This window comes from Atlantibacter sp. (assembly GCF_032062175.1).
GTDB lineage: Bacteria > Pseudomonadota > Gammaproteobacteria > Enterobacterales > Enterobacteriaceae > Atlantibacter.
The window spans coordinates 55,974-73,950 of sequence record NZ_DAMBQK010000017.1 but is presented as its reverse complement, the minus strand read 5'-3'; the positions used below and the strand labels follow the sequence as shown (position 1 = coordinate 73,950).

Genomic DNA, 17,977 nt, shown 5'->3' with positions numbered 1-17,977 from the left:
ACTAAAGGCGTTGCCGATTTATGGAGGGAAACAGGATGCAATGGCAAACTCATACCGTTTTCAACCAGCCCATCCCGTTAAACAACAGTAATCTCTTTTTATCCGACACCGCGCTACGCGAAGCCGTGCAGCGTGAGGACGCCGCCTGGGATGCAGAACTGCTGGCCAGCATCGGCCAGCAACTGGGCACCGCCGAATCCCTTGAGCTGGGCCGTCTGGCCAACGCTAACCCGCCTGAATTATTACGCTATGACGCCAGCGGCGAGCGGCTCGACGACGTGCGTTTTCATCCGGCGTGGCATCTGCTGATGCAGGGGCTTTTCGCCAACCGGGTGCACAATCTGCCGTGGCAGGAAGACCGGCGGCGCGGTTCATTCGTGGCCCGCGCCGCGCGTTTTATTCTTCATGCCCAGGTGGAGGCGGGTACGCTCTGCCCGGTGACCATGACCTTTGCCGCCACGCCTTTGTTGCTTCAGTCACTGCCTTCGGCGTTCAGCGACTGGACCAAACCGCTGCTCAGCGACCGCTACGATGCTCATCTCCAGCCTGCCGGGCAAAAGCGCGGGTTGTTGATTGGCATGGGGATGACCGAGAAGCAGGGCGGTTCAGACGTTCTTACTAATACCACCCGCGCGGAGCCTGTGGCTAGCCCCGGCCCCGGCGAAGCCTATCGGCTGGTGGGGCATAAATGGTTTTACTCGGTGCCGCAAAGTGACGGGCATCTGGTGCTGGCCCAGGCAAAAGGCGGGTTGTCCTGCTTCCTGGTGCCACGTTTTTTACCCGACGGACAGCGTAACGCGGTACGTCTCGAGCGGCTGAAAGACAAACTGGGCAACCGATCTAACGCCAGCAGCGAAGCGGAATTCTGCGATGCGCTGGGCTGGCTGCTGGGCGATGAGGGCGAAGGCGTGCGCCAGATTTTGAAAATGGGCGCGCTGACCCGCTTCGACTGCGCGCTGGGCAGCCACGGCCTGATGCGCCGCGCGCTGTCGGTCGCGTTATATCACGCCCATCAACGGCAGGCGTTCGGTAAGAACCTGATCGACCAGCCGCTGATGCGCCAGGTTTTAGGACGTATGGCGCTACAGCTGGAAGGGCAAACCGCGCTGCTGTTCCGTCTGGCCCGCGCCTGGGAAGCGCAGGAGGATGAGCGGGAACGGGCGTTTTGCCGCCTGATGACCCCTGCGGCAAAATTCAACGTCTGCAAAGCGGGGATTCCGTTTGTGGCGGAGGCGATGGAGGTGTTGGGCGGCATCGGCTACTGCGAAGAGAGCGAGCTGCCGCGTTTGTATCGTGAAATGCCGGTCAACAGCATTTGGGAGGGCTCCGGCAATATCATGTGCCTGGATGTGCTGCGGGTGCTGGCGAAACAGCCCGGCGTAATGGAGATGCTGAGCAGCGAGTTCGACGACGTTAAAGGCCAGAACCGACATTTTGACCGCGCCTGGCGACAATTGGCCCAGCGGTTACGCAAACCGAATGAGGCCGACGGGCGCGCTATTACCCGTCAGCTTTATCGGCTGGCGACCGGGGCGCAGCTGTTACGCACCGCCTCGGTGCCCACGGCGGAATCCTGGTGCCAGATGATGCTCGACCCGCGTGGCGACGCCCAGGTGGCGGAAAAATGCCTTTCCGACGTCCTGCTGCGCGCCACGGGCGGCATCGGTTAACTGCTGCGTAAGCGGAATACGCTTACCAGCGTATTAAGATGGTGGCCCTTATCGCGCAGCGTTTGCGCCGTTTGCTCGCTGCGCGATACCCGTTCGGCGTTGATATGGGTCGCTTCGCCGATATGGTTCATCGCCAGATTAACCTGCTGTATCCCCGCCGACTGCTCGTGGGATGCCTGGCTGCTGTGCGTTACCAGTAAGTTCACCTGATCGATATGGTGGATAATCTGCTCCATCGCCTGTCGGGTACGCTCAGAAAGCTGGTGCCCTTCGGTAACTTTATGCAGCGTGTCCTCAATTAACGCATCGATTTCCTTTACCGCGTTGGCGCTACGCGCCGCCAGCGCCCGCACTTCCTGCGCCACAACCGCGAACCCTTTACCATGCTCGCCTGCGCGGGCGGCTTCCACCGCGGCGTTCAGCGCCAGAATATTGGTCTGGAAGGCAATCGACTCAATCACATGGGTGATATCGGCGATTCGCTGCGAGGCGTCGCGGATGGCGTTCATGGTCGACACCGCATTCGTAACGGTATCGCCGCCGACATGCACTGCGTGTGACGCCTGCTGCATATAATTCTGGGTCTGCACCATGTTTTCGGCATTCTGCTCTACCGTGGCCGTCAGCTGTTCCATGCTGGCGGACGTCTCTTCCACGCTGCTGGCCTGCTTGTTGATTTGCTCGCTGATATCGTGGCTGTCTGCCGCCAGTTCATCGGTGCCGTAGCTAATGTCGGCGGCGGCGTCGCGCACTTGTGTCACGATCTGCTGCAAGCCGTTGCCCATACTGTTGATGGCGGCGAACAGTTCACCCACCTCATCCTGACGGCGCGTGGTGATGCTGGAACGCAAGTCGCCTGCGCCATACTGCTGCGCAAGGCCAATCACGTTACGCAGCGGTGCGGTAAGCAGACGGCGAGTGGTGAAATCAAACAGAATGGCGAACAGCAAGCTGATGACCAGACCGGCCAGCAAAAATTGGTTACGGAGTTGGTCAATGTGAGCGAGAAGGGTGCCCCGGTCTACTTCACCTACGACTACCCAATCCCATCCCGGAACATGGGTGAAGGTCATTAATGCGGTGTCACCTGTGTCGCGCTGCCAGGTCAGTTCACCTTCGCTATCGGTCAGCAGATGCTGACCGATATCTTCAGGCAACCGCGGCTTTTGCCCTTCGGCATCGCGATGGAACAGATATTGGCCAAACAGCTCGCCCGGCTGGCGGTTAATCACGTAAAAATGGCCGCTGTCACCCAGCTTGCGGCTGAGGATTTTTTCGCGCATCAGTTGCCAGGAGGATGAAATATCCACACCCACAAACAGCACGGCGATAACGTTGCCCTGCTCGTCTTTTACCGGCTGATATTGGGTGATGTAGCGCTTGCCGAAAAGCTGTGTTAGCCCGCGATAGATTTCACCTTTACTCATCGGCAGCCAGGCCGGGCTGGCGCGGTCCAGTTGGGTGCCAACCGCCCGGGTGCCGTCTTCTTTACGCAACGATGTCGCCACGCGCACGTAATCATCGCCGCTACGCACAAATAGCGTCGCGATAGCGCCGGTTCGCGTCTGGAAATCATCAGTTAACGCATTGTTCTCGTGCAGCGACAGTTCGCCGCCCTTAAGCAGCGGAACGCTCTGGCTATTTAGCGCCTGCATTTGCGCGGCATCGCGGGTAATGGGCTGAGGAATAAAACTATTTAGCAGAGTGGTATAGTTGCTGACCTCTTCGGTCAGCGTGGCGTCGAACATTTGCACCATGTCTACGACACCGCTGTTCTGGCTTTTTAAATCTTCCCGCGCCAGCGACTCCAGCTGTTGGCTGGCCTGATGGCTTAATATCAGGGTAAATGTCAGAAACAGACAGGCGAACGAAATGCCCGCAAACAGGGAGAGTTTGGTACCCAGCCCGATGCGCTGGAAAATGGTTTTCATAATTATCCCTTATACCAACCGAGTTGAGTTGCCCGGTTAAACGGCATCGGCGGGATAATATTTACTCAATATATGTAAAAATTTATGTCTGGATTTTACAAATGTTATTCAACAAGCAAAGCAGGCCGCCGGGCCTGCTTCTGTTCAGGCATAGATAATGGCTTTAACCTGCCAGTTATCGGCTCGCGGATTTTCCTGCATCTGAACGATGCGATAATACGAAGCGCCCTGTTCATCGGCTTTCATCGCAATGACGCGTTCAACATCCTGGGGACTTCCCGAAACGCTGTTGACTGCAATCACGCCAATCTCATTCAGACCGGTTACCCGGTCAGCACTGACATCTTCCGCCGACTGCGCGGAGGTGGTGATCAGACCGGCAGACAGCAGTAAAGACGTTAAGGCAATTGATCGTTTCATAGTCAGCTCCATTTCACATTACCCCGATGAGTAACAGGGCATTCCTTCGCGATGTGTTATCCCATCCATTCATAACGGCCCGGGATTAAGTGTGCACAGAAAACAATCAGCCGACGCAAAGCAATGTAAATTTTGCTAAATAAAACGATAAGTTAACGCGGTTTCTTATACAAAATTGCCTGGGAGTACCACTGGCCCGGCACCACCGTCTCATCGTTCAGCAAAATCTGGTAATAATCCGCTCCAGCGGCGACCGCTTTGGCCTTGATGGCGTTCTCGCTGTCGCTGGGCGCGCCGCGCTCCATGACGCTCACCGTCCCCATGCGAATCAGGCCCTGGGTCTGTGAGCGCTGGATCTCCTGCGGCTGGTCCGTGACCGGAGGAGCCGGTTGCGGTGTTCCTTGCAGAGAGCCGCACGCGGTAAGCAGCATCGCCAGTAATACCGGAAGTAATCTTTGCATTCGCATCTCTCGTTTCCTGACCCATTGAGTGTAGTGCCGTCTGTTTTTGAACCTACAGGGAAGGTTCCCATTTTGTTAGCTCACCCGCTTTTTTTCGGGCATCAAGATGTAAAAACGTAACCGGGTTCTCATCATGCTTTTTTATTAGGCCGGCCATACAAACTTGCGCCCCAGGCCGCGCCATGTCATATCTTGCCAATAACGAAAAAGGGGGACGAGATGATTGAGCTGGAAATGCATCAATTCGCGGGTATCGAAACCGTGCATGCCACGCCGACGGGAAAAACGGCACAGCCGCTACCCACGGTGATTTTCTATCACGGTTTTACCTCGTCAAAATTAGTGTACAGCTATTTTGCGGTGGCCCTGGCGCAGGCGGGTTTTCGGGTAGTCATGCCCGATGCCGCCGAGCACGGCGCACGGTTTAACGGTGATGCCCAGGGGCGGATGCTGCGCTTCTGGCAAATCCTGCATCAGAATATGACCGAATTCGTCGGGTTGCGTGATGCGCTGGTGGCGGAAAACTTAATTGCCGACCAGCGGCTCGGCGTGGGTGGGGCCTCGATGGGCGGCATGACCGCGCTGGGCATCATGACGCATCATCCAGACGTGAAATGCGTGGCGAGCCTGATGGGATCGGGTTTTTACACTACGCTCGCGCCTGCGCTCTTCCCGCCGTCACTTGAACTCACGCCGGAACGCCAGCGCCAACTGGATGCGGTTATCGCGCCGCTGGCGGAATGGGACGTCACCAACCAGTTGGTGAAACTGGCGGACCGGCCCCTGCTGCTCTGGCACGGCGAAGAGGATGACGTGGTGCCCGCAGAAGAATCTTTCCGCCTGCAACGCGCGCTACAGGCGAAGCAGCTCGACGCATTGCTTACCTGTCAGTGGGAGCCTGGCGTCAAACACCGCATTACGCCCACTGCGCTGGACGCGACCGTGGCGTTTTTCACCCGGCACCTGGCATAAAAAAGCCCCCGGGACGGGGGCAAAATAACGTCAGTAACGTTGTCGTGGCATTATCGTTGTTCCCTGATGTTGGATATACGATAAATCGGTGTTGGTGCGTGAATCGACTCTACTGGCGGGCGAGCTGGATTGAGTCTTCCGTTGCGGATATCACGCTAAAATCTTGGTTAACTGACTGATCTGCTTTGCTATCATCGGCTGAATTATGATTAATGTAGACGACGCCTAAGCTATGCACATCATCCATACTTTGCGCCAGGTCGCGATCGACTTTAATGGCGGCAGCGGCATTCGCGGTCAGTATGAGTCCCGCGAAGACGGCGATAAGACTGTTTTTCATGATCTGCGCTCCACTACAGCACGCGATGAAACCGAAATCGTCACTCCTTAGTCGTAAGCAGCCTGTGTAGAATAAGTGTAATGGCTTATTGCTGATTAAAACGTGACCATTTCTGATGGAGTTACTCAAATTTTTTAAGCAACCCATAGCAATCTATTTTAATTCATTCGGTTAACCGCTTTTTGCCCCTTGTGCTACCGCGCTGCGTAATTATTTATCAATCAGCCTTGAGTTTAACGGGGCCCGCAAGTAGAATGACGCGTCAATTTTTCAGCCGCCCTTTAATCACGTTCCTTGCCTCCATGGGCCGCGGCTGACCCAGACAGGAGGCTGAATAATCCGTAAGGAGCAATTCGATGCGTCATTACGAAATCGTTTTTATGGTCCATCCTGACCAGAGCGAACAGGTTCCGGGTATGATCGAGCGTTACTCTGCTGCCATCACTGGTGCAGAAGGCAAGATCCACCGTCTGGAAGACTGGGGCCGCCGTCAGCTGGCTTACCCGATCAACAAACTGCACAAAGCTCACTACGTTCTGCTGAACGTTGAAGCACCGCAGGAAGTGATCGATGAGCTGGAAACTACTTTCCGCTTCAACGATGCCGTTATTCGCAGCATGGTTATGCGTACTAAACACGCCGTGACTGAAGCATCTCCGATGGTTAAAGCGAAAGACGAGCGCCGCGAGCGTCGCGATGATTTCGCTAACGAAACCGCTGATGATGCTGATGCTGGGGATTCTGAAGAGTAATTCTGATGGCCAACCGTTTGGTGTTGTCCGGCACCGTGTGCAGGGCGCCCCTTCGAAAGGTCAGCCCATCAGGAATTCCTCACTGCCAGCTGGTGCTTGAGCATCGTTCTGTGCAGGAGGAAGCCGGTTTTAACCGGCAGGCGTGGTGCCAGATGCCCGTAATTATTAGCGGACACCAGAACCAGGCCATTACTCACAGTATAACGGTCGGCACGGTGATCACCGTTTCAGGTTTCATTAGCAGCCACAAGGCGCGCAATGGGCTGACAAAACTGGTGCTCCATGCCGAGCAGATTGAATTGATAGATTCTGGAGACTAGCCAAATGGCACGTTATTTCCGTCGTCGCAAGTTCTGCCGTTTCACCGCGGAAGGCGTTCAAGAGATCGACTATAAAGATATCGCTACGCTGAAAAACTACATCACCGAAAGCGGTAAGATTGTCCCAAGCCGTATCACCGGTACTCGTGCAAAATACCAGCGTCAGCTGGCTCGCGCTATCAAACGCGCTCGCTACCTGTCCCTGCTGCCGTACACTGATCGTCATCAGTAATCGGGCACGGTCCATTAATACGACTTTAAGAGGATAAGGTAATGCAAGTTATTCTGCTTGATAAAGTAGCAAACCTGGGCAGCCTGGGTGATCAGGTTAACGTTAAAGCGGGCTACGCTCGTAACTTCCTGGTGCCACAGGGTAAAGCTGTTCCGGCTAACAAGAAAAACGTTGAGTTTTTCGAAGCACGTCGTGCTGAACTGGAAGCTAAACTGGCTGACGTTCTGTCTGCTGCTGAAGCGCGCGCTGAGAAAATCAACGCACTGGAATCCGTTACTATCGCGTCTAAAGCAGGCGACGAAGGTAAACTGTTCGGTTCCATCGGTACTCGCGACATCGCTGACGCTGTAACTGCAGCTGGCGTTGAAGTGGCTAAGAGCGAAGTTCGTCTGCCGAACGGCGTTCTGCGTACCACTGGCGAACACGAAGTGGACTTCCAGGTTCACAGCGAAGTGTTTGCTAAGCTGATCGTAAACGTGGTTGCTGAATAATTCGTTATTCGCATAAACGTGTAAAAACGCCGACGTAAGTCGGCGTTTTGCATTTCTGGCGGTTAACGCCCAATTCCGCTGTGCCGCCATTTTTGAGGGTGGCTATTCTCTGAGCAATCACTGATAATAAACTGAAACGTTATTTTATCTTTGGTGAGTGGAATGGACGCTGTTTGCCCAACCCCTGTTTTTGCTCGTAAAAATGTCGCTTTCGCCTGTGCAACACTGTGCTGTCTGCTGTGGGGAAGTTCCTACCCGGCGATTAAAAGCGGCTACGAAATTTTCCAGATCGCTACCGACGATATTCCGTCGAAAATAGTCTTTGCCGGCTACCGCTTCCTGTTCGCGGGACTACTGCTGTTGCTCTTCGCAATGATGCAGCGCAAACCTATCGCCCGCCTGAATCCCCGTCAGTGCGGTCAACTGGCGATACTGGGTTTAACCCAAACCACGCTCCAGTACACCTTTTTCTATATTGGGCTGGCCTTCACCACTGGCGTCAAAGGTTCAATCATGAACGCAACCGGCACGTTCTTTAGCGTACTGCTGGCGCACTTTATCTATCACAACGACAAGCTGAGCTATAACAAGGCCATCGGCTGCGTGCTGGGTTTTGCGGGTGTGATGATCGTAAACTTTAACGGCGGTATGAGTGATTTTAGCTTTAGCCTGATGGGCGACGGGTTTGTGGTGCTGGCGGCCTTTATCCTCTCCGCGTCGACCATGTACGGAAAGCGCATTTCGCAAACCGTCGATCCTACCGTGATGACCGGTTACCAGTTAGGTTTTGGCGGGCTGGTGCTGATTGTGATTGGCTATTTGACGGGCGGGACGCTGGAGGTTCACGGCTTCGCCTCGGTGGCGATTTTAGGCTACCTGACGCTGCTTTCATCTGTCGCGTTTGCCCTGTGGAGCATTTTGCTGAAGTACAACCGCGTCAGCATGATCGCCCCGTTTAACTTTGTGGTTCCGGTGGCGGGGACCGCGTTATCTGCCGTTTTCCTGGCCGAAAACATTCTTGAATGGAAATACGTGCTGGCGCTGATTCTGGTGTGCTCGGGCATCTGGTGGGTTAACAAGATGCCAAAAGGGAGTGACTAAGCACTCCCATCTCGTCAGCGGACACGAATAAAACTGCCGTCCGGCTGGCGGGTAAACAACACTTGTTTATCGTCGCCGATATCAATCGTTAAGCCTGTGACCACACCGCTCGCGTTCTGGCGAATCTGCACCATCTGGCCGGTTTGCAAGGTGCTGAGCGGTTTTCCATCCCCTTCAACCTGGGCCATGGCGTAAACGTCCGCTGGCGGCAAATTGTGGTCGCGGAACAGTTGCGCCATCGTTTTCCCTGACTCAACGCGGTAGCTGCGCCACTGCTGGTCGATATCGTTATTCTGGAACGGCTGCGGGGCGGATTCCACAGGCGCAGGCTCTGGCGTCTGCGTCGCCTGGGTCTGGGGCGGCGGGGTGGTCAGCTCGGCCTGCATCGGCGGCTGCGATGAGGGCTGAATATCGAGCTGGGCATCGCGCCTTACCTGGGTTTGCTCAGGCTGCGAAGCGGGCCAGAGAAAACAGATCACAATCACCAGCGCCGCAATAATAATGCCGCGACGATGAAAGGGGGGGAGCGGGTCCATCAGCCGAAAATGGTCCGGCGCGTGCCAAATCCGCGAAAGGGTGGGTTTGATTGCGAATCGTCCGGGCATGCTCTTCTCCTGCGCATTGTAAGGCGTGCGGCATTCTCCGCTTATAACCAGTATATATTGCTAACTGATTGATGGCGGTAACAATGTGGTCTTTCGTGACATCATACCTGCAATCCTGCGGACTTAAGGCATCAGTTTTAGTACCAAACCGATCTATCCCGCTAATGCAGGATCATTTTACCCTAAACACCAGGGCTGTTATGCTGCCCGCTACTTTTTATCAGCATGAAAGGAAAATCCATGACCACCCCTTCTTTTGACAGCATCGAATCCCAGGCAAGCTACGGCATTGGTTTGCAGGTTGGACAGCAACTGCGTGAATCCGGGCTGCAGGGTTTGCTGCCAGAAGCGCTGGTCGCGGGTCTGCGTGACGCACTGGATGGCAATCAACCGGCTGTGCCGGTCGACGTTGTGCACCGCGCACTGCGTGAGATCCACGAGCGCGCCGATGCAGTGCGTCGCGAACGCCAGCAGGCGATGGCGGCGGACGGCCAGAAATACCTGGACGAAAACCGTGAACGTGAAGGTGTGAACAGCACTGAATCCGGCCTGCAATTCCGCGTCATCACCCAGGGTGAAGGCGCAATCCCGGCGCGTAAAGACCGCGTACGTGTGCATTACACCGGTAAACTGATTGACGGCACCGTGTTCGACAGCTCCGTGATGCGTGGCGAACCGGCTGAATTCCCGGTAAGCGGTGTGATCCCTGGCTGGATCGAAGCCCTGACCCTGATGCCGGTGGGCTCCAAATGGGAACTGACCATTCCGCAAAACCTGGCCTATGGCGAGCGTGGTGCGGGTGCATCAATCCCGCCGTTTAGCACCCTGGTTTTCGAAGTAGAGTTACTGGAAATCCTGTAACCTCGCATATCACCCCCGTTTCGACGGGGGTAAATAATGGAAATAATGATAATTGTGGTGCTTTCTCCTGATTGCGCCCCCGTTCCGGGTGTTTTCATGAGATGCTTTGCAAGGTAATAGTGATTTAACACTCATTTTCAACATTTAATTAACATAACGTTAAAATCGCAGTACTCAACCCTCCGATTGTTACCTAATATCGATGATGTTTTTGAGGGGCATCGTCACTTCATTATGCATTTACAGGCCATCAGAGCCTGAACAACACAGACAGGTACAGGAATTCAACATGGTAGATCAAGTCAAAGACGCAGACGTTGCTGAGGCACCGGCTGAGCAGTCGCTACGGCGTAATCTTACAAACCGCCATATCCAACTTATTGCCATCGGTGGCGCTATCGGCACCGGCTTATTCATGGGGTCGGGCAAAACCATCAGCCTCGCAGGGCCGTCGATTATTTTCGTTTATATGATCATCGGTTTTATGTTGTTCTTTGTGATGCGCGCGATGGGGGAATTATTACTTTCTAATCTGGAATATAAATCGTTTAGCGATTTCGCCTCGGACCTGCTCGGGCCGTGGGCGGGCTATTTTACCGGCTGGACCTACTGGTTCTGCTGGGTGGTGACCGGGATGGCAGATGTCGTCGCGATTACCGCCTATGCCCAGTTCTGGTTCCCCGAGCTTTCCGACTGGGTATCGTCGCTGGCGGTGGTTCTGCTGCTGCTGGGCCTTAACCTCGCCACCGTGAAGATGTTCGGTGAGATGGAATTTTGGTTCGCGATGATCAAAATCGTCGCCATTGTGGCGCTGATTATTGTCGGTGTGGTGATGATTGCCACCCATTTCCAGTCGCCCACCGGCGTCGAAGCCTCGTTAGAACATCTGTGGAATGACGGCGGCTGGTTCCCGAAAGGCATTAGCGGTTTCTTTGCCGGGTTCCAGATAGCGGTCTTCGCGTTTGTCGGTATTGAACTGGTAGGCACAACGGCGGCGGAAACCAAAGATCCTGAGAAATCGCTGCCGCGCGCCATCAACTCGATTCCGATTCGTATCATCATGTTCTACGTGTTTGCGCTGATCGTAATTATGTCAGTGACGCCGTGGAGCTCTGTGGTACCGGACAAGAGCCCGTTCGTTGAGCTGTTTGTGCTGGTGGGCCTGCCTGCCGCCGCGAGCGTGATTAACTTCGTGGTGCTAACGTCTGCGGCCTCGTCGGCCAACAGCGGCGTGTTCTCCACCAGCCGTATGCTGTTCGGCCTGGCGCAGGAAGGCGTGGCACCAAAAGCGTTCGCCAAACTCTCTAAGCGCGCAGTTCCGGCGAAAGGGCTGACCTTCTCCTGCATCTGTCTGCTGGGCGGCGTGGTCATGCTGTACGTGAACCCGAGCGTGATCGGCGCGTTCACCATGATCACCACGGTCTCGGCGATCCTGTTTATGTTCGTCTGGACCATCATCCTGTGTTCATACCTGGTGTACCGCAAACAGCGTCCGCACCTGCATGAGAAATCGATCTACAAAATGCCGCTTGGCAAGCTGATGTGCTGGGTGTGCATGGCGTTCTTCGTGTTCGTGCTGGTGTTGCTGACGCTGGAAGATGATACCCGTCAGGCGCTGATCGTCACGCCGCTGTGGTTCATCGTGCTGGGGCTGGGCTGGTTGTTTATCGGCAAGAAACGTCTGGCGAATTTCCAGAAGTAAGACGAAAAAAAGGGCCATCAATGATGGCCCAATAAGGACTTCCGATGGCGCTCAATGGGCGCCTTATTTTTCTCCAGCGAGGGCACGCGGAAAAAGAACATTGTTTTCCAGGCTGATGTGATTCATCAGATCGTCAATCAGCTCATTAATACCGTTGTACATTGCTTTCCACGTGGTGCAGGCTTCCGGCGGTGGCGTCACGTTGTTGGTGGTGTGCTTAATCACTTCCAGCAGTTCACCCGCTTCATCATGCTCGCTTTCCATTACCGTAATCGGTCCGGTGGCGTGGCTGCCCATCCCCTGTTTGATCATCGGGAACAGGATCTGCTCTTCTTTCATCATGTGGCTGGAAAGCTCTTCATGCAGCATGGTCAGGTATTTGGTCAGGCCTTTCGGCACGTTCGGCTTATCGGCATGAACGCGTTCCACTTTGGTGGCCTGGAAAATCAGTTCCGGCAGTTGCTCGCGGTGGCGATCGTGGTAACGCACAATGATGTGCTCGATGATGTCGGCCAGCGGCGCGGTACGCCACTCTTTTTCCAGCGGCTCGTCCGCCAGCGCGGTCAGTTCCGCTTCGATGGTGTCGAGATCCAGCTCCTGGCGAGTCGCCGCGCGTAGCAGGGTCTGTTTGCCGCCACAGCAGAAGTCGAGATTGTATTTACGGAACAGGGCAGAAGCGCGGGGAATGGTTAAAGCCAGTTCACCTAAAGGTTGGTCACGGAAGGCCATAGCGGTTACCTCAATCATCAGAATATAAGATGCATATTAAATACATCTTTTAGGGAAAGCTATAACCCTTTTGAGTCAGCCAAAAAAAAACGGCGCTGTTCGCGCCGATTTGCGATCACGATCCCGGTGTGACGGGAATGACGGTGGGCGGCGATTTTTGCGGCTTTGCGCGTACTGCCAGCACCACGCCAATTACCAGCAGCAAAATGCCCAGCGCAGTAATGAGCGGCGGCAGGCTCTGGCGCATCAGGAAGGTGTAAAGCAGGCCGGCGAGCGTCTCAAATACGATCAGCGGCCCGAGGATCACCGTCGGCAACCGCTGGCTGGCTTCGTTCCAACACAGCGCGCCTACCCAGGAGCATAGCACCGCAATGACGATCATCAGCGTGACAAACACCGCCGGGCGCGGGCCGAAGGGCAGGGCAAAAGAGGACGGCTGGTGGGAAAGCCACAGGCAAACCACCACATAGCCAATCAGCGACATCGGCAGCGTGACCAGCCCCTGGGCGGTGGCCCACATCATCGGCGGTTTATCCGGGTTTTCGCGCAGCCAGCGGGCGTTACGCAGCGCGTACCACGCCCAGCACACCACCGACACCAGCGCCAGCGCAATCCCGCTGCCATAGCGCCAAAGATCGAAATCCACCACGCCGCCGCGCAGTTCGGCGTAATTCACCAGTATCAGGCCAATGGCGATAAGTAATAACGAAGGCGCGAGCTGCCGCCACGGAATTTTCCCGTCGCGCTGGCTATAAAGCAGATTGGCGAAGACCGGGATTACCACCGGCAGCGTGCCGATAATCATGGTGGAAACCGGCGCGCCGGTGCGCTGGATGGCGCTGGCGAGGCAGACGTAATAAATCAGGTTGCCGACGGCGGAGAGAAACAGCGCGGTCCACCAGTCGCGGGAGGAGAGCTGTCTCAGGCGACGGCGGCCCAGCCAGGCGATAGGGATGGCGATCAAACCGAGCGCCAGATAGCGGCCCGTCGATTGCAACGCCGCTGGGTATTCCGGCACGATCAGCGGCCCCACGAAAATCAGCCCCCACATTAACCCTGCGGCGAGGGCGAACAACACTCCAGCAAACATGACGCATTCCCGTTAAAACAATGTAACGCCCAGTGTGAACAGCAACGCCTGAGAATTATTGTATGAGATTGCGCTTTTAGCCTCGGGTGACCTGCTTCTGATAGCGTACCGGGGTGATGCCGTAGCGGCGGGTAAAGGCGCGCGTCAGATGAGACTGGTCGCTGAGCCCGGTCGCAATCGCCACTTCTGCGGCAGGCATACCGGTCGTCAAAAACTGCTTGGCGCGCCATAGCCGCACGGCCATCAGCATTTGATGGGGAGTGACGTGAAAATGCGCCTTGAACTGGCGCAGGAAATGATACGGACTGAGCGCGGCCTCTTTTGCCAGCTCCTCCAGCCCCACGGCATGCATGTAATTATCGTAGACATAATCGCGCACCCGGTCGAAGCGGGTTTGCCGCGTGAGGATCTGCTTGCCGCCGTGACGGGCGTAAGGGCGGAAAGTATCAATAAGATCTAACACCAGGCCCTGCTGGGCCAGTGGATCGGGTTGGTGCCACAGATCGTAAATAATCCGCCCGGTCGCCTGGGCGCGCAGCGGGTCGTGGCGCTCAACGTCAGTGAACCACCACTGTTTGACGCCGGTCATTTGCTCCAGCAAATCGGGTTCGAGATAAATCATCCGGTAGCGCCAGCCGCCGTGGGTCTCCGCTTCGCCGGTGTGCAGTTCGTCCGGGTTCATGGTAACCAGGGAGTTTACCGCCGCCACGTGATCGGCACCGCGATAGCGAAAGCGCTCGGCACCCCATTCGATGGTGCCAATGCCAAAGGCTTCGTGAGTATGGGGTTCAAAAGCATAATTGGCGATGTGGGCATGATAAAGCTCAATGCCCGGAATGGCGGCTAAATGCCGAAACCGGGCGCGATCTTGTTCATCGGTAAACTGTTCTGGTACACCTTGCACAACTCACCCCCTTAGACTGCTTCTTGTTCATTATAGGGATGAGCCGTGGCATGGCTACGAAAATTAACCGCTAATTAACAATTACAGGATGGCTTTCAGGCTGTCATCAATAGAGGTGGTCGGGCGGCCAATCAGGCGGCTCAACTGGCGGCTGTCATCAAACAGTCCGCCTTTAGATGCGCCGATGTCGGAGTCCGCCAGCAGTTTGGCAAACCCTTCAGGTAGACCCGCGCCCTGCAACGCGGCGGCGAAATCCGCTTCGCTGAGGTTGTGATATGCCACGGTTTTACCGGTCAGCGCGGAAATTTTTTCCGTCAGCTCCGCCAGCGTCCAGGCGCTGTCGCCCGCCAGTTCATACACTTTCCCTGCCTGATTATCGAGGCTCAGCACTTTCGCGGCGGCCTCGGCATAATCTTCCCGGGAGGCGGAGGCGATTTTGCCCTCGCCAGCGCTGCCGATAAACGCGCCGTGCTCCAGCGCCGCGGGTACGCTCGCCAGATAGTTTTCGCTGTACCAGCCGTTACGCAGCAGTACGTAAGGTACGCCAGATTGCGCCAGATAGTTTTCAGTATCCACGTGCTCCACGTGCAGCCCGAGCGGCGAAGTATCCGCGCGCAGCAGGCTGGTGTAGGCGATCAGCTGTACGCCAGCGGATTTCGCCGCATCGATAATATTGCGATGCTGGACGGCACGTTGGCCCACTTCGCTGGATGAAATCAGCAGCAGTTTTTCCACGCCCCGTAGCGCCGATGCCAGCGCCGTTGGGTTGCCGTAATCCGCTTCACGAACCTGAACGCCTTTATCCGCCAGCGCCTGTGCTTTAGCTGGATTACGCACAATCGCCACAAGGTCCTGTGCGTTATGGGTTTCCAGCAGTTGGTTAACGACCAGTTGGCCTAAATGACCGGTTGCGCCCGTGATGGCAATCATGAGGGACTCCTTCGTATTTGGTGAGTGTTGTGGCACACTATCACCCTAACTAACTTTTAGTAAGTACGCACAAAAAGGTAAGTATCAAAATGACGGCTGCGAATACCCTGACTCAACAGTTACGCGACGGTAATCTGTTTGCGGAGCAATGCCCGTCCAGGGACGTGTTAAAGCACGTCACCAGCCGCTGGGGTGTACTGATCCTGGTGGCGCTGCGGGATGGCACCCACCGGTTTAGCGATCTGCGGCGCAAAATGGGTGGCGTCAGCGAAAAAATGCTGGCCCAGACCCTGCAATGGCTGGAACAGGACGGCTTTGTCAACCGGGTTGCTTACCCGGTCGTGCCGCCCCATGTGGAATACAGCCTGACGCCGCTGGGCGAAGACGTGAGCGAGAAAGTCGCGGCGTTGGCCGACTGGATTGAAATGAATTTACCGCAGGTGATGGCGTCCCGTCAGGAACGAGACGCCAGCGCGGCTTAACGGGCGTTCAGATCGAGCTGATACAGCGCAAAGCCAATTTCATCATTACCGACGTTTTTCATCGGATATTGCGCTTTTTGCTGAATAAACGCGGCGGCTTTTTCGCCCGGCGAGGTTTCGAAGCGGATATCCAGCGGCTTATCGCTGTGGATCGGCGCCAGACGCCAGTTGTTATCCGCCGCCGGATGAATTTCTCCGGCCTGTTTAGTCTGCGCGCCAATCCAGGCGGCCAGCACCGAACGGTTCTCATCCGGTGAAGCGAAGGCAATATGATCGTCGCCCGTACCGGCAAACTTAGCGCCGTATGCGCGATAGTTGTTCGTTGCTACCAGGAAAATCGCGTTCGGGTCGACAGGCTTGCCATTAAAGGTCAGTCCCTTAATCCGTTCAGCGTGAGGATTTACCACCTGGCATTCGCCGTCGTATTTCGCGGGCTGGGTGACATCAATCTGGTAATTCACCCCGTCGATCACATCGAAGTTATAGGTGCGGAAGCCATCCCAGTTAATCAGGCTCTGGGGCTGGCTGTTATTCACATCGATCTGGTTAAACTGCCCGGCGGAGCATTCCAGCCACTCTTTGACCTCTTTACCGCTGGCTTTCACCACCACCAGCGTATTCGGGTAAAGATAGAGGTCGGCGGCGTTACGGAAGGTGAGCTGGCCTTTTTCCACTTCCACATAGCTCGCTGGATCGTTTTTACGCCCGCCCACTTTGAACGGCGCGGCGGCAGAAAGCACCGGCAGCGACGCCAGATCCGGATCGCCCTGAATAAAGTGCTCAACATAGGCGCGCTGGGCGTTATTCACCACCTGAACGGTCGGATCGTCCTGCACCAGCGCCAGGTAGCTGTAGAGATTATCGGCGGATTTGCCGATTGGCTGGCTGACGAAATCGCGCGTGGCGTCGTGGGAAGGCTTCAGCACTTTCACCAGGTTGGCGTCTTCCGCCGCCAGGGATTTTTTCGCTGCGGCGTCGTAAATGGGCCGCGCCTGGGCTTTCGCCTCATTGACCTGCCATTTGCCGGCATCGTTATTCAGCACCATGTCCACTACGCCCAGGTGATCCCCCCACATGCCGGGCATCACCGCAGGAATACCGTTCAGGGTGCCTTTCTCACTATCTGCCCCTTTGATGGCGGCAAAATCTTTACCGGGGAATACCGCGTGAGCGTGACCAAACAGGATGGCATCTACGCCGGGCACGTCGGTTAAGTAGTACACCGAGTTTTCTGCCAGCGCTTTGTAAGGTTCAGTGGAAAGGCCCGAATGCGCCACGACCACTACCAGATCGGCCCCTTTGGTACGCATTTCCGGGATATAACGGCGGGCGGTTTCGGTGATATCGGTAACGGTGACCTTGCCGCTCAGGTTAGCTTTATCCCAGGTCATAATCTGCGGTGGCACAAAACCGATATAGCCAATTTTCAGGGAATGGGTTTTGCCCTCGCGATCTTTCACCTCGGTGGGTTGAATCAAATACGGCGTAAACAGCGGCTTATTGGTTTTGGCGTCGATAACGTTGGCGTTAACGTAGGGGTAGTTCGCCCCCGCCAGCGCGTTGTGCAGGTAATCGAGGCCGTAGTTGAATTCGTGGTTGCCGAGGTTGCCGACAGCGTAATCCAGAGTATTCATCGCCGCGAAGACCGGGTGCACATCGCCCTGTTTTAACCCCTTCGCCGCCATGTAATCGCCCAGCGGGCTGCCCTGAATCAGATCGCCGTTATCCACCAGCACGCTGTTGGTCGCTTCGCCACGGGCGGTGTTAATCAGCGAGGCGGTACGCACCAGGCCGAATTTTTCCGTCGGGGTATCTTTGTAATAATCGAAATCCATCATGTTGCTATGTAAATCAGTGGTTTCGAGAATTCTTAAATCGACCGTTGCCGCATAGACGTTGGCCGTCACAAGCGTCGCCAGGAGCGTTGCGCTAAACTTAATCATCATCAAGGTCCCTTTTTAAGATCTCTGTTGCAAAAAGATAT

Annotated in this window: 20 protein-coding genes; 10 read left to right on the top strand and 10 right to left on the bottom strand. The window is 55.7% G+C overall.

Annotation, left to right across the window (positions count from 1 at the left end):
• The first annotated feature begins 35 nt into the window (after positions 1-35).
• Entirely contained in the window at positions 36-1,670 is a 1,635-nt protein-coding gene (locus RT120_RS15275; protein WP_312983861.1) for an isovaleryl-CoA dehydrogenase, read from the top strand.
• On the opposite strand, the gene RT120_RS15270 is transcribed toward RT120_RS15275, so the two are convergent.
• The 3 genes from RT120_RS15270 to bsmA all read right to left on the bottom strand — a co-directional run bounded on the left by RT120_RS15270 (position 1,667) and on the right by bsmA (position 4,488).
• Complete coding sequence (locus RT120_RS15270; protein WP_312983859.1) at positions 1,667-3,601, bottom strand: Cache 3/Cache 2 fusion domain-containing protein; 1,935 nt, start codon at positions 3,599-3,601, stop codon at positions 1,667-1,669. The genes RT120_RS15275 and RT120_RS15270 overlap by 4 nt on opposite strands.
• Before the next feature lie 144 nt (positions 3,602-3,745).
• Positions 3,746-4,021: a DUF1471 domain-containing protein gene (locus RT120_RS15265; RefSeq protein WP_312983857.1), complete on the bottom strand. Its 276-nt coding sequence runs from the start codon at positions 4,019-4,021 to the stop codon at positions 3,746-3,748.
• Between the two features lie 152 nt (positions 4,022-4,173).
• Positions 4,174-4,488 (bottom strand): biofilm peroxide resistance protein BsmA, encoded by a 315-nt coding sequence (gene bsmA, locus RT120_RS15260; protein WP_312983855.1) that lies wholly within the window; start codon positions 4,486-4,488, stop codon positions 4,174-4,176.
• 213 nt (positions 4,489-4,701) lie between these two features.
• On the opposite strand from bsmA, the gene yjfP reads away from it, so the two are divergent.
• Complete coding sequence (gene yjfP, locus RT120_RS15255) at positions 4,702-5,454, top strand: esterase (protein ID WP_312983853.1); 753 nt, start codon at positions 4,702-4,704, stop codon at positions 5,452-5,454.
• Positions 5,455-5,563: 109 nt separating this feature from the next.
• Here yjfP and RT120_RS15250 read toward each other — a convergent pair whose 3' ends face one another.
• Entirely contained in the window at positions 5,564-5,794 is a 231-nt protein-coding gene (locus RT120_RS15250) for a hypothetical protein (RefSeq protein WP_312983851.1), read from the bottom strand.
• A gap of 356 nt (positions 5,795-6,150) precedes the next feature.
• Here RT120_RS15250 and rpsF point away from each other — a divergent pair, with 356 nt between their 5' ends.
• From rpsF to RT120_RS15225, 5 genes are all read left to right on the top strand, one after another.
• A complete protein-coding gene (gene rpsF, locus RT120_RS15245; protein WP_044181355.1) occupies positions 6,151-6,546 on the top strand; it encodes a 30S ribosomal protein S6 in 396 nt (131 codons plus the stop codon).
• 5 nt (positions 6,547-6,551) lie between these two features.
• Positions 6,552-6,866, top strand: a complete 315-nt coding sequence (gene priB, locus RT120_RS15240) for a primosomal replication protein N (protein ID WP_125294181.1) — start codon at positions 6,552-6,554, stop codon at positions 6,864-6,866.
• Between the two features lie 4 nt (positions 6,867-6,870).
• Positions 6,871-7,098: a 30S ribosomal protein S18 gene (rpsR, locus tag RT120_RS15235; RefSeq protein ID WP_000135199.1), complete on the top strand. Its 228-nt coding sequence runs from the start codon at positions 6,871-6,873 to the stop codon at positions 7,096-7,098.
• A gap of 41 nt (positions 7,099-7,139) precedes the next feature.
• Positions 7,140-7,589, top strand: a complete 450-nt coding sequence (rplI, locus tag RT120_RS15230; RefSeq protein ID WP_312983848.1) for a 50S ribosomal protein L9 — start codon at positions 7,140-7,142, stop codon at positions 7,587-7,589.
• A gap of 162 nt (positions 7,590-7,751) precedes the next feature.
• Positions 7,752-8,690: a DMT family transporter gene (locus RT120_RS15225; RefSeq protein WP_312983846.1), complete on the top strand. Its 939-nt coding sequence runs from the start codon at positions 7,752-7,754 to the stop codon at positions 8,688-8,690.
• A 14-nt stretch (positions 8,691-8,704) separates the two neighbouring features.
• Here RT120_RS15225 and RT120_RS15220 read toward each other — a convergent pair whose 3' ends face one another.
• Positions 8,705-9,295 carry a LysM-like peptidoglycan-binding domain-containing protein gene (locus RT120_RS15220; protein WP_312983844.1) on the bottom strand — a complete coding sequence of 197 codons (591 nt, stop codon included), beginning with the start codon at positions 9,293-9,295 and terminating at the stop codon, positions 8,705-8,707.
• Positions 9,296-9,535: 240 nt separating this feature from the next.
• On the opposite strand from RT120_RS15220, the gene fklB reads away from it, so the two are divergent.
• Entirely contained in the window at positions 9,536-10,156 is a 621-nt protein-coding gene (gene fklB / locus RT120_RS15215; protein ID WP_312983842.1) for an FKBP-type peptidyl-prolyl cis-trans isomerase, read from the top strand.
• A gap of 289 nt (positions 10,157-10,445) precedes the next feature.
• Positions 10,446-11,858: a D-serine/D-alanine/glycine transporter gene (gene cycA / locus RT120_RS15210; RefSeq protein WP_312983840.1), complete on the top strand. Its 1,413-nt coding sequence runs from the start codon at positions 10,446-10,448 to the stop codon at positions 11,856-11,858.
• A gap of 63 nt (positions 11,859-11,921) precedes the next feature.
• Here cycA and ytfE read toward each other — a convergent pair whose 3' ends face one another.
• From ytfE to RT120_RS15190, 4 genes are all read right to left on the bottom strand, one after another.
• Positions 11,922-12,587 (bottom strand): iron-sulfur cluster repair protein YtfE, encoded by a 666-nt coding sequence (gene ytfE / locus RT120_RS15205; protein ID WP_312983838.1) that lies wholly within the window; start codon positions 12,585-12,587, stop codon positions 11,922-11,924.
• Between the two features lie 115 nt (positions 12,588-12,702).
• Positions 12,703-13,677: a DMT family transporter gene (locus RT120_RS15200; RefSeq protein ID WP_312983836.1), complete on the bottom strand. Its 975-nt coding sequence runs from the start codon at positions 13,675-13,677 to the stop codon at positions 12,703-12,705.
• Between the two features lie 76 nt (positions 13,678-13,753).
• Positions 13,754-14,581, bottom strand: a complete 828-nt coding sequence (locus RT120_RS15195) for an AraC family transcriptional regulator (protein ID WP_312983834.1) — start codon at positions 14,579-14,581, stop codon at positions 13,754-13,756.
• A gap of 81 nt (positions 14,582-14,662) precedes the next feature.
• Positions 14,663-15,511 (bottom strand): SDR family oxidoreductase, encoded by an 849-nt coding sequence (locus RT120_RS15190; protein ID WP_312983832.1) that lies wholly within the window; start codon positions 15,509-15,511, stop codon positions 14,663-14,665.
• 89 nt (positions 15,512-15,600) lie between these two features.
• On the opposite strand from RT120_RS15190, the gene RT120_RS15185 reads away from it, so the two are divergent.
• A complete protein-coding gene (locus tag RT120_RS15185) occupies positions 15,601-15,993 on the top strand; it encodes a helix-turn-helix domain-containing protein (protein ID WP_312983830.1) in 393 nt (130 codons plus the stop codon).
• Here the strand turns inward: RT120_RS15185 and RT120_RS15180 are convergent.
• Positions 15,990-17,936, bottom strand: coding sequence for a bifunctional 2',3'-cyclic-nucleotide 2'-phosphodiesterase/3'-nucleotidase (locus tag RT120_RS15180; protein ID WP_312983907.1), 1,947 nt, complete (start codon positions 17,934-17,936; stop codon positions 15,990-15,992). The two genes, RT120_RS15185 and RT120_RS15180, sit on opposite strands and share 4 nt — an antisense overlap.
• Between the last annotated feature and the right edge of the window lie 41 nt (positions 17,937-17,977).

Coding starts and splice junctions, on each gene's coding strand:
- ytfE (WP_312983838.1), bottom strand. CDS start 12,587: ATGGCCTTCCGTGACCAACCTTTAGGTGAACTGGCTTTAACCATTCCC.
- RT120_RS15190 (WP_312983832.1), bottom strand. CDS start 15,511: ATGATTGCCATCACGGGCGCAACCGGTCATTTAGGCCAACTGGTCGTT.
- cycA (WP_312983840.1), top strand. CDS start 10,446: ATGGTAGATCAAGTCAAAGACGCAGACGTTGCTGAGGCACCGGCTGAG.
- RT120_RS15185 (WP_312983830.1), top strand. CDS start 15,601: ATGACGGCTGCGAATACCCTGACTCAACAGTTACGCGACGGTAATCTG.
- RT120_RS15200 (WP_312983836.1), bottom strand. CDS start 13,677: ATGTTTGCTGGAGTGTTGTTCGCCCTCGCCGCAGGGTTAATGTGGGGG.
- RT120_RS15270 (WP_312983859.1), bottom strand. CDS start 3,601: ATGAAAACCATTTTCCAGCGCATCGGGCTGGGTACCAAACTCTCCCTG.
- priB (WP_125294181.1), top strand. CDS start 6,552: ATGGCCAACCGTTTGGTGTTGTCCGGCACCGTGTGCAGGGCGCCCCTT.
- RT120_RS15275 (WP_312983861.1), top strand. CDS start 36: ATGCAATGGCAAACTCATACCGTTTTCAACCAGCCCATCCCGTTAAAC.
- yjfP (WP_312983853.1), top strand. CDS start 4,702: ATGATTGAGCTGGAAATGCATCAATTCGCGGGTATCGAAACCGTGCAT.
- bsmA (WP_312983855.1), bottom strand. CDS start 4,488: ATGCGAATGCAAAGATTACTTCCGGTATTACTGGCGATGCTGCTTACC.
- RT120_RS15180 (WP_312983907.1), bottom strand. CDS start 17,936: ATGATTAAGTTTAGCGCAACGCTCCTGGCGACGCTTGTGACGGCCAAC.
- rpsR (WP_000135199.1), top strand. CDS start 6,871: ATGGCACGTTATTTCCGTCGTCGCAAGTTCTGCCGTTTCACCGCGGAA.
- RT120_RS15265 (WP_312983857.1), bottom strand. CDS start 4,021: ATGAAACGATCAATTGCCTTAACGTCTTTACTGCTGTCTGCCGGTCTG.
- RT120_RS15225 (WP_312983846.1), top strand. CDS start 7,752: ATGGACGCTGTTTGCCCAACCCCTGTTTTTGCTCGTAAAAATGTCGCT.
- RT120_RS15220 (WP_312983844.1), bottom strand. CDS start 9,295: ATGCCCGGACGATTCGCAATCAAACCCACCCTTTCGCGGATTTGGCAC.
- rpsF (WP_044181355.1), top strand. CDS start 6,151: ATGCGTCATTACGAAATCGTTTTTATGGTCCATCCTGACCAGAGCGAA.
- rplI (WP_312983848.1), top strand. CDS start 7,140: ATGCAAGTTATTCTGCTTGATAAAGTAGCAAACCTGGGCAGCCTGGGT.
- RT120_RS15250 (WP_312983851.1), bottom strand. CDS start 5,794: ATGAAAAACAGTCTTATCGCCGTCTTCGCGGGACTCATACTGACCGCG.
- fklB (WP_312983842.1), top strand. CDS start 9,536: ATGACCACCCCTTCTTTTGACAGCATCGAATCCCAGGCAAGCTACGGC.